Origin of the sequence: Streptomyces sp. SolWspMP-5a-2 (assembly GCF_900091845.1) — a bacterium.
GTDB lineage: Bacteria > Actinomycetota > Actinomycetes > Streptomycetales > Streptomycetaceae > Streptomyces > Streptomyces doudnae.
Window position 1 is genome coordinate 14,834 of sequence record NZ_FMCI01000148.1, and the last position, 11,863, is coordinate 26,696.

9 protein-coding genes and 1 pseudogene are annotated in these 11,863 nt (G+C 74.4%); 3 read left to right on the plus strand and 7 right to left on the minus strand.

Annotation, left to right across the window (positions count from 1 at the left end; translation table 11 throughout):
- Nucleotides 1–47: 47 nt before the first annotated feature.
- The 3 genes from coaE to rpsA form a co-directional block, all read right to left on the minus strand.
- On the minus strand, nt 48–677 hold the full coding sequence (coaE, locus tag GA0115242_RS14785) for a dephospho-CoA kinase (protein ID WP_093828476.1): 630 nt from the start codon (nt 675–677) through the stop codon (nt 48–50).
- Nucleotides 678–709: 32 nt separating this feature from the next.
- Entirely contained in the window at nt 710–1,648 is a 939-nt protein-coding gene (locus GA0115242_RS14790; RefSeq protein ID WP_093828478.1) for a PAC2 family protein, read from the minus strand.
- 268 nt (nt 1,649–1,916) lie between these two features.
- A complete protein-coding gene (gene rpsA / locus GA0115242_RS14795; protein ID WP_093828480.1) occupies nt 1,917–3,422 on the minus strand; it encodes a 30S ribosomal protein S1 in 1,506 nt (501 codons plus the stop codon).
- 370 nt (nt 3,423–3,792) lie between these two features.
- Here rpsA and GA0115242_RS14800 point away from each other — a divergent pair, with 370 nt between their 5' ends.
- Complete coding sequence (locus tag GA0115242_RS14800) at nt 3,793–4,602, plus strand: class I SAM-dependent methyltransferase (RefSeq protein ID WP_370672284.1); 810 nt, start codon at nt 3,793–3,795, stop codon at nt 4,600–4,602.
- Nucleotides 4,603–4,606: 4 nt separating this feature from the next.
- A pseudogene (gene hrpB / locus GA0115242_RS14805) lies at nt 4,607–7,163 on the plus strand (ATP-dependent helicase HrpB).
- 5 nt (nt 7,164–7,168) lie between these two features.
- Here the strand turns inward: hrpB and GA0115242_RS14810 are convergent.
- From GA0115242_RS14810 to GA0115242_RS14815, 3 genes are all read right to left on the minus strand, one after another.
- Entirely contained in the window at nt 7,169–8,161 is a 993-nt protein-coding gene (locus tag GA0115242_RS14810; RefSeq protein ID WP_093828484.1) for a DUF3068 domain-containing protein, read from the minus strand.
- A gap of 18 nt (nt 8,162–8,179) precedes the next feature.
- Nucleotides 8,180–8,314, minus strand: coding sequence for an SPW_0924 family protein (locus tag GA0115242_RS39880; RefSeq protein ID WP_107461415.1), 135 nt, complete (start codon nt 8,312–8,314; stop codon nt 8,180–8,182).
- 137 nt (nt 8,315–8,451) lie between these two features.
- Nucleotides 8,452–10,197 (minus strand): lytic transglycosylase domain-containing protein, encoded by a 1,746-nt coding sequence (locus tag GA0115242_RS14815; protein WP_093828486.1) that lies wholly within the window; start codon nt 10,195–10,197, stop codon nt 8,452–8,454.
- A 331-nt stretch (nt 10,198–10,528) separates the two neighbouring features.
- On the opposite strand from GA0115242_RS14815, the gene GA0115242_RS14820 reads away from it, so the two are divergent.
- Entirely contained in the window at nt 10,529–11,347 is an 819-nt protein-coding gene (locus GA0115242_RS14820; RefSeq protein WP_093828488.1) for a DUF4184 family protein, read from the plus strand.
- A 16-nt stretch (nt 11,348–11,363) separates the two neighbouring features.
- Here GA0115242_RS14820 and GA0115242_RS14825 read toward each other — a convergent pair whose 3' ends face one another.
- Nucleotides 11,364–11,729 carry a hypothetical protein gene (locus GA0115242_RS14825; RefSeq protein WP_093828490.1) on the minus strand — a complete coding sequence of 122 codons (366 nt, stop codon included), beginning with the start codon at nt 11,727–11,729 and terminating at the stop codon, nt 11,364–11,366.
- Nucleotides 11,730–11,863 lie beyond the last annotated feature (134 nt).

Here is an 11,863-nt window from a genome sequence, read left to right on the forward strand (position 1 = left end):
TGAGTCCTTCCCTCACTGGAAGGGTTCAACGCCCTTCCCGTCCGACGCTATTCCTGGGACGCCTCCGGTCCCCCGCGCGCCGCCTCGGCCCGCCGCACCAGATCGGCCCACACCTCCCGCACCCGCCGCTCCAGCCGCGGGAGCGGGACGTCGTTGTCGATGACGATGTCGGCGATCTCCAGACGCGCGTCCCGGGTCGCCTGCGCGGCCATCCGGGCCTTCGCGTCCTGCTCGGTCATGCCGCGCAGCCGCACCAGCCGGTCGAGCTGGGTCTCCGGGCTGACGTCCACGACGATCACCAGGTCGTAGCGCGGGGCGAGGCCGTTCTCGGTGAGCAGCGGCACGTCGTGGACGACGACGGCGTCCTCGGCCTCCGCCGTCTCCAGGGCGTGGGAGCGGGCGCCGACCAGGGGGTGCACCAGGGAGTTGAGGAGGGCGAGCTTCTCGGGGTCGGCGAAGACGATCGCGCCGAGCCGCGGCCGGTCCAGGGCGCCGTCGGCGGTGAGCACCTCGGGGCCGAAGGCGTCGACCACGGCGGCGAGGCCGGGGGTGCCGGGCGCGACGACCTCCCGCGCGATCCGGTCCGCGTCGATCAGCACGGCGCCGTGCTCCACGAGCCGCCGCGACACCTCGCTCTTGCCGGCTCCGATTCCGCCGGTCAGGCCCACCGTCAGCATGAGCGCCAGCTTAGGGCCTGCCCCGGGTGGCGTCAGCCGTCGCCCTCGCGCTCGGCGAGGAAACGCTCGAACTCCAGGCCGATCTCGTCGGCGGAGGGGATCTCGACCGGTTCGGCGAGCATGTTGCCCCGGGACTCGGCGCCCGCGACCGCGTCGTACTGGTTCTCCAGGCCCTGGACCAGCGCGACCAGTTCCTCGTCGCCCTCCTGGATCTGGCGGTCGATCTCGGTCTGGGTGCGGTGGGCGTCGGTGCGCAGGGTGTGCGCGATGCCCGGCAGCACCAGGCCGGTGGCGGCGGTGATGGCCTCCAGGACGGTCAGCGCCGCGTCCGGGTAGGCGGAGCGCGCGATGTAGTGCGGCACGTGCGCGGCGACCCCGAGGACGTCGTGCCCGGCCTCCATCAGCCGGTACTCGACGAGCGACTCGGCGCTGCCGGGGACCTGCGCCTCGTCGAAGGGGCTGCGGTGGCCCGGGACGAGGTCGGTCCGGTTGCCGTGCGGGGTGAGGCCGACCGGACGGGTGTGCGGGACGCCCATCGGGATGCCGTGGAAGTTCACGGTGAGCCGGACGCCGAGGCGCTCGACGATCTGCCGCACGGCGACCGCGAAGCGCTCCCACTCGACGTCGGGCTCGGGCCCGGCGAGCAGCAGGAAGGGCGCGCCGGTGGCGTCCTGGACGAGCCGCACCTCGAGCGAGGGGACCTCGTAGTCGGTCCAGCGGTCGCGGGTGAACGTCAGCAGCGGGCGCCTGGCCCGGTAGTCGACGAGCCGGTCGTGGTCGAAACGGGCGACGACCTGGTGGGGCAGCGAGTCGAGGATGCTCTCGGCGATCTGGTCGCCGGTCTCGCCCGCGTCGATGTATCCGTCGAAGTGGTAGAGCATGACCAGACCGGCCGACTCCTGGGCGAGCGCCATGTCGACCACGGCGAGGCCCTTCGGCTCCCATGCGTACAAACCCTGCGGATCAAGCACTGTGACCGCCCCTCCTCGTGTTCGTACTCTCCAACGCCCCGTCCGCCGGGTCCATTCCCCGCCCCGCCACTGATCAGCCCGCCTCTTACCGGCTTCTCATCGCCGCACCCGACCCGGAACCCGCACCCGCACCCTTGCCCCGAACCGGCAGGGCACCCCCAGGAACCGGCCGAAGCTCCGCCCGCTTCCGGACACGGCCGAGGGGCCGCACCCTCTCGGGTACGGCCCCTCGGTCGAGCAACCGGGCCTCGGCGGCCCGGGAAGCAGGTCAGCTCTGGCCGCCGGCCAGCTTCTCGCGGAGCGCGGCGAGCGCCTCGTCCGAAGCGAGCGCGCCGGACGTGTCCGCACCCTCGGAGGAGTACGAGCCGCCACCGCCGCTGCCACCGGAGGCGGACGGAGCGGCAGCCTCGCCGCCCTCGGCCGCGGCCGCGGCGTCGGCCTCGCGGGACTTGATGACCTGGGCCTGGTGCTGCTCGAAGCGCGTCTGCGCCTCGGCGTACTGGCCCTCCCACGCCTCGCGCTGGGTCTCGTAGCCCTCGAGCCAGTCGTTGGTCTCGGGGTCGAAGCCCTCGGGGTAGATGTAGTTGCCCTGGTCGTCGTAGGACGCGGCCATGCCGTACAGGGTCGGGTCGAACTCGACCGAGGCCGGGTCGGCACCGAAGGACTCGTTGGCCTGCTTCAGCGAGAGGCTGATGCGGCGGCGCTCGAGGTCGATGTCGATGACCTTGACGAAGATCTCGTCGTTGACCTGGACGACCTGCTCCGGGATCTCCACGTGGCGCTCGGCCAGCTCGGAGATGTGGACCAGACCCTCGATGCCCTCGTCGACGCGGACGAACGCGCCGAACGGAACGAGCTTCGTGACCTTACCGGGAACGACCTGCCCGATCTGGTGCGTGCGGGCGAACTGCTGCCACGGGTCTTCCTGCGTCGCCTTCAGCGACAGGGAGACACGCTCGCGGTCCATGTCGACGTCGAGGACCTCGACGGTGACTTCCTGGCCGACCTCGACAACCTCGGACGGGTGGTCGATGTGCTTCCAGGAGAGCTCGGAGACGTGGACGAGACCGTCGACGCCACCGAGGTCCACGAACGCACCGAAGTTGACGATCGAGGAGACGACGCCGGAGCGGACCTGGCCCTTCTGCAGGGTCGTGAGGAAGGTCTGGCGGACCTCGCTCTGGGTCTGCTCCAGCCAGGCACGGCGGGACAGGACCACGTTGTTGCGGTTCTTGTCCAGCTCGATGATCTTGGCCTCGAGCTCCTTGCCCACGTAGGGCTGGAGGTCGCGGACACGGCGCATCTCGACGAGGGAGGCCGGCAGGAAGCCACGGAGGCCGATGTCGAGGATGAGACCACCCTTGACGACCTCGATGACGGTACCGGTGACGATGCCGTCCTCTTCCTTGATCTTCTCGATGGTGCCCCAGGCGCGCTCGTACTGGGCGCGCTTCTTCGAGAGGATCAGGCGGCCTTCCTTGTCCTCCTTCTGGAGAACAAGGGCTTCGATCTCGTCACCGACGGCGACGACCTCGTTGGGGTCGACGTCGTGCTTGATCGAGAGCTCGCGGCTCGGGATGACACCTTCGGTCTTGTAACCGATGTCGAGCAGGACCTCGTCCCGGTCGACCTTCACGATGACGCCGTCGACGATGTCGCCGTCGTTGAAGTACTTGATCGTCTCGTCGATCGCGGCGAGGAAGGCTTCCTCGTTACCGATGTCGTTGACCGCAACCTGCGGGGTGGTGGCGGTGGTCTCGGTGCTGCTCGTCATGTGGGAAAGGGCTCCGGTACGGACATTGAGTCGTAGGTACTGCTACGCCGGGAGCCCGTATCGCTCTGAAGAAGCCGGACAGCCAAGGAAGCGCCACACACGATGGAAACCGTGACGCCTCGACAACCGAGGGGACATACGACAGATGCGAGCGCAGCCTGCTACGTCTGAGGTGCGCAGGCCCGCAGCGCAACTTGTAGCATACGGGGGCAGCCGGGCAGGGTCAATGCGCGAAGGCGCACACCCGGGGCGGATCGCCGCATACCCGGCACAAGAACTGTCCTCTGAGGCCACGACGGCCAGAGACACCCCTCCTGTGACACCCGTCGGGGGACGGGGTGGAGGGAAGAGTACGACGAGGGAGCCGATCATCCAAGAGCCCGAAGCGTTCGAGCCCGAGGCCGTCCGACGAGGCGCGGACGGAGCCGAGAGCTCCCGTGCCAACCGGGGCTGGTGGGACCGGAACGCGGACGAGTACCAGGTCGAGCACGGCACGTTCCTCGGCGACGACCGCTTCGTGTGGGGTCCCGAGGGTCTGGACGAGGTGGAGGCGGAGCTGCTCGGCCCGCCCGAGGAGCTGGCCGGCCGGGACGTCCTGGAGCTGGGCGCGGGCGCCGCCCAGTGCTCGCGCTGGCTGACCGCGCAGGGGGCCCGCCCGGTCGCCCTGGACATCTCGCACCGCCAGCTCCAGCACGCGCTGCGGATCGGCGGCTCGTTCCCGCTGGTCTGCGCGGACGCCTGCGCGCTGCCGTTCGCGGACGCCTCGTTCGACCTGGCGTGCTCCGCGTACGGGGCGCTGCCGTTCGTCGCCGAACCGGTGGTGGTGCTGCGGGAGGTGCGCCGGGTGCTGCGTCCCGGCGGCAGGCTGGTCTTCTCGGTGACCCACCCGATCCGCTGGGCGTTCCCCGACGAGCCGGGGCCCGAGGGGCTCTCGGTGTCCGGGTCCTACTTCGACCGCACGCCCTACGTCGAGCAGGACGACACCGGCCACGCGGTCTACGTCGAGCACCACCGCACCCTCGGCGACCGGGTGCGGGACGTGGTGGCGGCCGGGTTCCGGCTGGTCGACCTGGTCGAGCCGGAGTGGCCGTCCTGGAACACCTCGGAGTGGGGCGGCTGGTCCCCGCTGCGCGGCAGCCTGCTGCCCGGGACGGCGATCTTCGTCTGCGCACGGGACTGACGGCGTGCGGCGCTCCGACGACCTCGACCGGCTCCCGGTCCGCTCCGCGCTGCCCGCGCTGCGCGACGCCCTGGAGGGCCACGGCGCGGCGGTGCTGTGCGCGCCGCCCGGCACCGGCAAGACGACGCTGGTGCCGCTGGTCCTCGCCGGACTGCACGGCGGGGGCCGGGCCCGCCGGGTCGTGGTCGCCGAGCCGCGCCGGATCGCGGCCCGCGCGGCGGCCCGGCGGATGGCGTGGCTGCTGGGCGAGGAGCCCGGCGGGAGCGTCGGGTACACGGTGCGCGGCGAGCGGGTGGTCGGGCGGCACACGCGCGTGGAGGTCGTCACGACCGGGGTGCTCCTCCAGCGTCTCCAGCGGGACCAGGAGCTGACCGGCGTCGACGCGGTGGTCCTCGACGAGTGCCACGAGCGGCATCTGGACGCGGACACCGCGGCCGCCTTCCTCTGGGACGTACGCGAGACGCTCCGGCCCGAGCTGCGGCTGGTGGCCGCGTCGGCGACCACGGACGCGGCGGGCTGGGCCCGGGTCCTCGGCGGGGCCCCGGTGGTCGAGGCGGCCGGGGTCGCGCATCCGGTGGAGACGGTCTGGGCGCCCCCGGCCCGCCCGGTCCGCCCGCCGCACGGGGCGCGGGTCGACCCGGCGCTGCTGGCACACGTGGCGTCGGTGGTGCGCCGGGCGCTGGCCGAGCGGGACGGCGACGTGCTGTGCTTCCTGCCCGGCGTGGGCGAGATCGCGCGCGTGGCGGGGCAGTTGGGCGACCTCTCCCCGTTCGGCGGCGGCGACGGCGTCGAGGTGCTCCAGGTGCACGGGCGGGCGCCCGCGGCCGTGCAGGACGCCGTCCTGGCGCCGGGCTCGCGGCGCCGGGTGGTCCTCGCGACGTCGGTGGCGGAGTCGTCGCTGACGGTCCCGGGGGTACGGGTCGTCGTCGACTCGGGGCTGGCGCGGGAGCCACGCGTCGACCACGCGCGCGGGCTGAGCTCGCTGACCACCGTCCGGGCCTCCCTGGCGGCGGGGCGGCAGCGGGCGGGCCGGGCCGGGCGGGAGGCCCCGGGGGCGGTGTACCGGTGCTGGACGGCGGCCGAGGACACGCGTCTGCCGCGGTTCCCCGCGCCGGAGATCAAGGTGGCCGACCTGACCGCGTTCGCGCTCCAGACGGCCTGCTGGGGCGATCCGGACGCGTCCGGGCTCGCGCTGCTCGACCCGCCGCCCGCCGGTGCGATGGCGGCGGCCAGATCGGTCCTGACGGCGGTCGGCGCGGTCAGCCCCGACGGCCGGGCCACCGGGCGCGGGATCCGGCTGGCGCGCCTCGGCGTCCACCCGCGGCTGGGCCGGGCGCTGCTGGACACGGACGGCGCCGGGGCCGAGGTGGTGGCCCTGCTGAGCGAGGAGGCGCCCCGGGAGTACGGCGACGACCTGGCCGCCGCGCTGCGTGCCGCGCGCCGGGGGCGGCGACGCGTACGCGGCCCGCTGGCGCGCCGAGACGCGCCGTCTGCGCTCCCTGGCCGCCGACCGCGCGCCGTCCGCGCCCGGCCCGGGGGCGGGGGACGGCGCGGAAGAGACGGGGGCCTGGGACACCGCGAACCTCTCCGACGACCGGATGGCCGGGGTGGTCTGCGCCCTCGCCTTCCCCGAGCGGGTCGCCAGGGCGGACGGCGGGTCCTGTCTGATGGCCTCCGGCACCCGGGCCGCGCTCGCGGAGGGGTCGGCGCTGCGCGGGGCGCCGTGGATCGCCGTGGCGGTCGCCGACCGTCCGGCCGGGTCCGGGCACGCGCGCGTGCGCCTCGCGGCGGCGCTCGACGAGGAGGTGGCGCTGCGGGCCGCGGCCTTCCTCCGTACGGAGGAGCGGGAGGTGCGGTGGCGGGACGGCGACGTCGTGGCGCGGCGGGTGCGGCGGCTCGGGGCGATCGAGCTGTCGTCGCGGCCCCTGTCCGACCCCGCTCCCGCACTGGTCCGCGCGGCCCTGCTGGACGGGCTGCGCGCCGAGGGGCTCGGGCTGCTGCGCTGGTCGCAGGAGGCCCGGGGGCTGCGCCGGAGGCTGGCGTTCCTGCGGCTGCACCTGGGCGACCCGTGGCCCGACGTGTCGGACGACGCCCTCCTCGCGCGCGTGGACGACTGGCTGGAGCCCGAGCTGGGGCGGGCCCGGCGGCGCGGCGACCTCGGCGCGATCGACGCGGGCCGGGCGCTGACCCGGCTGCTGCCCTGGGCGTCCGGCCGGGCCGGGCGGCTCGACGAGCTGGCGCCGGAGCGGATCACGGTGCCCAGCGGGTCCGCGGTCCGGGTCGACTACACGGACCCGGAGCGGCCGGTGCTCGCGGTGAAGGTGCAGGAGATGTTCGGGCTGCACGCGTCGCCCGCGGTCGCCGGGGTGCCGCTGCTCGTGCATCTCCTCTCCCCCGCCGGGCGGCCCGTCGCGGTCACCGCCGACCTGGCGTCCTTCTGGCGGGACGGCTACCGGGCCGTGCGGGCCGAGCTGCGCGGCCGGTACCCGAAGCATCCGTGGCCCGAGGACCCGGCGGCGGCCGAGCCGACCCGGCACACCAACGCCCGGCTCAGGCGCTGACCGGCTCAGGCGCTGACCGGCTCCGGTTCGGACTCCGCGGCGGGCGCCGGGCCCGCGGGGCGGCGGCCGCGTGCCTCCAGCGCGAGGGAGAGCGCGAACAGCAGCGCGCCGAGGGCGAGGAAGCCCCGGGGCAGGTACGAGGTGAGCAGCAGCACCAGGGTGCGGTTGGACCTGACCAGGTCGACGGTGTGCTCGATGTAGTCCTCGCGCATCTTCACGTGCCCGGCGAACGCCGTCACCTTGTCCCGGCCGCCGAGCAGGGTGCCGCCGCGCAGCTCCTCCCGGTGGATCTCCTCGCCGTAGACGGGGGCGCCGGTGACGGGTTCGACCCAGAACCTGCGGACGGTGGTGTACCAGCGGGTGGTGCCGGTCGCGGCGACCGACGCGGGCGTGATGCCCTTGACCGGCATGACCTTGGGGAACGCCACCCGGGTCCAGGGGACGGTCTGTTCGAAGTAGTAGACCTCCAGGCCGCGGAAGTCCCGGGTGCCCCGGTAGTGGATGGGGGCGCTGGTGCGGGTCTGGGCGTCGAAGTACTCGTAGTCGCGCCGCTCGGTCAGGAAGGGCCACTTGAACTCGATGCCCCGCCGGGTGACGGGGTCGCCGTCGACGGACTCGCCGGTGGCGTGGACGGGCTCCTGGGAGTGGGCGTCGAAGATGTACCGCTCGGGGATGCGGGAGACCATCGCGCCGTCGGGGCCCTGGACGTAGGAGAGCGAGTCCCAGACGACGACGTCGCGGCCGGCCGTGCGCTCGATCGCCTCCGCGGCCGCCACGTCGCCCTTGAGGGTCTGCACGACGGTGACCTGGGGGACCCGCTTCGCGCGCATGGTGCCGTAGTCGAGGAGGGTGGCGTCCTTCGCCTCCAGGACCATGTCCTGGTACTGGTCGGCCGGGATCTTCGCGAGGCGCGGGAAGGCGTAGTAGCGCAGCAGCGGGGAGAGCGCGGTGCAGAACACCGCGAGGGCGAGCAGGACCAGGCCGGCCTTGCGGCGCATCTCGGCCTCCTCGGGCGGTCAGGGGTGTGCGGGGACCGTCGTGAGCAGGGGCTTCGGGGACGTGCTGCCGGTCGGCGTGCCCAGCGCGGTGACGGTAAGGACCAGGGCGCAGGCGAGGACGAGACCGGTCGCGGCGGCGATCAGGGCGCGCATGCCTGCCTCCCGGCGGACGGGAACTGATACAGCGTCAGATCCGGCACGGTAGCAACGGGCGCGCGAGATGAGAACACGTCGGACACGCGCGAGGGCGCCCCGTCCGCGTCGGCGGAGGGGGCGCCCTCGTCGGTGGGTCAGGCGGACGGGCTCGCCGAGGGGCTCGGGGAGGCGTCGGCGGCCGCGACCTTCAGTTCGACGGTGACGGTGGCGCCGCCCGCGGTGGTGACCCGCAGCAGGAAGGTGCCCTCGGTGTCGTCGGCGAACAGCTCGGGCAGCAGGAGCACGCCCTTGGCGTCGGTCGCCAGACCGGTCAGGGTGCGCACCGGCTTGCCGTCGGCGTCCTTGAAGTAGGGGCCCGCGGTGGTCTCGGTGGCGTCGTCGGCCGACGTGACGAGGGTCGCCGTGGCCCCGACCCGGTCCGCGACGGCCCCCTTGTAGGTGGCGCGCAGCTCGACGCGGTCCGCGAACCCGCCGCCCGGGACGCAGGTGAGCGCGGTGTCGCCGGTGCGCACCAGGGCGTCGGCGGTGCGCTCGGTGACGGTCGCGTGGTAGTCGAGCCCGGTGACCGTGCGGCCGACCACGGTGGCCCTGACGACAACCTCGCCGGTCTTCTCCCCGGCCTTCAGGGCCGGTGCGACGGCCACGCCCGAGGCGTCGGTGGTCACCGTGGCGACGGACTCGCCGCCGGTGAAGACGGTGTCGGTGTCGCCGGTGATCGTGTAGCGGATCCGGACCTTGCCGACGGCCTTCCCGGCCTCCGTCTCCGCCCGGGTGCTGATCCGCTTGGTGAACGCGTCGCCCGCCCGCGCGGTGAGCTTCGCCGTCCCGGCGTCGGCCAGGTGGTCCACGGTGTCGGTGGGCGTGGGCGGCGGCGTGGTGGGCGGTGTCGTCGGCGGGGTGGTCGTCGGCGGCGTGGAGGGCTTGCTCGGGGTGCTGGGCGTGCTTGGGGTGCTCGGCCTGCTGGGCGTCGTGGGCGTGCTCGGCGTCGTCGGCAGGACCGGGGTGCGCGGGACCACCGACCCGGTCCGGCCGTCGTCGCTGCGGCCCGACGGGACGCCGCCGGTGCCGTCCGGGATCTCGTGGGTGCCCTTGCGGTAGTACTCCAGCCAGGACAGGACGGTGGCCAGGTATTCGCTGGAGTTGTTGTAGCTGAGGATCGCGCGGTCGAGGTCGCCCTGGGCGGAGAGGTCCCAGTCGTAGCGGCACAGGTAGTGACCGGCGGCGAGCGCCGCGTCGTAGACGTTGTTCGGGTCCTTCAGACCGTCGCCGTTGCCGTCGCGGCCCGCCCACGCCCAGGTGGACGGGATGAACTGCATCGGCCCGACGGCCTGGTCGTAGCTGCTGTTGCCGTCGTACCGGCCGTTGTCGGTGTCCTTGATCAGCGCGAATCCGTCGCCGTCGAGCTGCGGGCCGAGGATCCGGGAGGTCGTCGTGCCGTCGGCGCCGACCCGGCCGCCGCGCGCGTGGCCCGACTCCACCTTGCCGATCGCGGCGAGGAGCTGCCAGGGCAGGTTGCAGCCGGGCTTGGACGCGGCGAGTTCGGCCTCGGCCTTCTTGTAGGCGTCGAGGACCGTCGCGGGGATGCCCGCCTCGGCCGCGCCCTGCGCGACCGGCGTACCGGCGCCCGCACTGGCGCTGGGCGCGGGGTTGGGGCTGTTCAGCGGCGGAAGGTCGGTGTAGTACGGCGAGTTGCCGGTCGCGCCGCCCTGGTCGGAGCCGCCCGCGTCCGGAGCGGGCTGGGCGTCGGCGGCGCTGGTCCTGCCGTGGTCACCGACCGCGGCTCCCGGTGCCTGGGACGCGGACAGGGCCGCGACCGCCGCCGCGGCCACGGCGGTTGTCGCCGCCCCCTTGCGCAGCCTCCTGCCGATGTGCGCCGCCATAGCGTGAACCAACCCCTCCCGTGGACACGTCCGCGTGCCCGTCCCTGATCCGTCGCGGGCCCGCGGGGCCCGCCACTCCTGTGACGATCGACGTGGTGCGGTGGTTGCCCTCGCCGAGGTTATCGATGCTTTTGTCCGTCGCTGGAGCCGCACTCCCCGGCACGGTGCGGGCCCAGGCGACCCTACGACAACTTGCTTTGCACGTGCACCCGTTGACGCCCGAAATTCACCGTCCGGCCATCCACCGCCGGGACGCGGGGCGGCCCGCATACTGGACGGCACGCACCGTCCGGCCGGGGACGCCGGGCAACGTCCCCTCCGAGGAGCGCAGTTGCCGTTCACCCTCAGCCACGCGGCCGCCGTCCTGCCCGCCGTGCGCGGCGACGGATCCGGCCGGGGCCGACTGGTCCCGGCCGTCCTCGTGGCCGGGTCCTTCGCGCCCGACCTCACCTACTACGCGGACGGCGTGGTGCCCGGGGCGATGGAGTTCGGGAGGGTCACCCACTCCGTCCCCGGGGTGTTCACCGTCGACGTCCTGTTCTGCTGGGCCCTGGTCGGCCTCTGGCTGCTGCTGCGCGCACCCCTGGTGGCGCTGCTGCCCGGGGCCCGGCAGGCGCGTTCGGCGGCCCTGCTGCGGTGCGGCACGGCACCGGCCAGGCCGAGCCTGCCGCTGGCCGCCCGCTGGTACGCGTCGGCGGTCCTCGGCGCCCTCACCCACATCGGCTGGGACGCCTTCACCCACCACGGCCGCTGGGGGACCCGGCTGGTCCCGTTCCTCGGCGAGACGGTCGCCGGGGCGCCGGTGTACTGGTACGTCCAGTACGTCGGCTCGGCGCTCGCCGCGGTGGTCATCGGGGTCTTCGTCCTGCGGGCCCTGCGCCGCGTCCCGCTCCCCGGCGGGCCGACCGGCGTCCCGGCGCTCTCAGCGCGGGAGCGCGCGGCGGCGACGGCCCTGATCGCGGGCTGCGCCACGGTGGCGGCGCTGTTCCGGGCGACGGCGTGGTGGTCACGCCGGGGCGAGGCGGCGCGGCCCTGGGAGCTGATCCCGACCCTGTGCTTCGGGGCGGGTGCGGGCCTCCTGGCGGGGGCCGTCCTCCACGCGGCCGTCCTGCACCGCCGCCGGGAGGGGGCGGGCGCGGGGACGAGGTGACGCAGTCACCGCACGGTCAGTCCCCGGTGGACCGGTCCCGGGGCCGCGCCGGGGAGACGGGTGCCGCCACGAAGACGGTGAGCCCGCGCGCACGGCGCCGGTCCGGCCTCGGGAGACGGGCGAGGGCCGTGGTCAGGTGCCCGCGCAGCAGCCCCGCCCACAGGTACCAGGACTCCGGTTCGACGAGGTCGCCGCGGACCCGGGCGAGACGTCCGCGCAGCTCGGTCGCCGAGCGGCGCAGTCCGTCGACGGGGCCGGTCGGGACGCGTGCGGTGCCCGCGGCGCTCGCGAAGACCGGGGCGGACCCGCGTGACGGCACGGGCCCCGCGCCGCCCCGCCCCCGCGAGGGCACCGGCCGGCGGTTGAGCATGCGTATACCCATGCCCGCATCCTGACGGCGCGGGCCGCCCGAGGTCGCCTCCACGACCGCCACGCGGGTGACGGCAGCCACGACCGGAAGCGGCCCACGGTCCCCCACACAACGAACCGGGCACGGGACCGCCAGCCCACCGGCAC

What these genes read in the sequence shown, in the direction of transcription:
- rpsA (WP_093828480.1), bottom strand. Translation starts at nt 3,422, where the DNA reads ATGACGAGCAGCACCGAGACCACCGCCACCACCCCGCAGGTTGCGGTC.
- coaE (WP_093828476.1), bottom strand. Translation starts at nt 677, where the DNA reads ATGCTGACGGTGGGCCTGACCGGCGGAATCGGAGCCGGCAAGAGCGAG.
- GA0115242_RS14815 (WP_093828486.1), bottom strand. Translation starts at nt 10,197, where the DNA reads ATGGCGGCGCACATCGGCAGGAGGCTGCGCAAGGGGGCGGCGACAACC.
- GA0115242_RS39880 (WP_107461415.1), bottom strand. Translation starts at nt 8,314, where the DNA reads ATGCGCGCCCTGATCGCCGCCGCGACCGGTCTCGTCCTCGCCTGCGCC.
- GA0115242_RS14810 (WP_093828484.1), bottom strand. Translation starts at nt 8,161, where the DNA reads ATGCGCCGCAAGGCCGGCCTGGTCCTGCTCGCCCTCGCGGTGTTCTGC.
- GA0115242_RS14825 (WP_093828490.1), bottom strand. Translation starts at nt 11,729, where the DNA reads ATGGGTATACGCATGCTCAACCGCCGGCCGGTGCCCTCGCGGGGGCGG.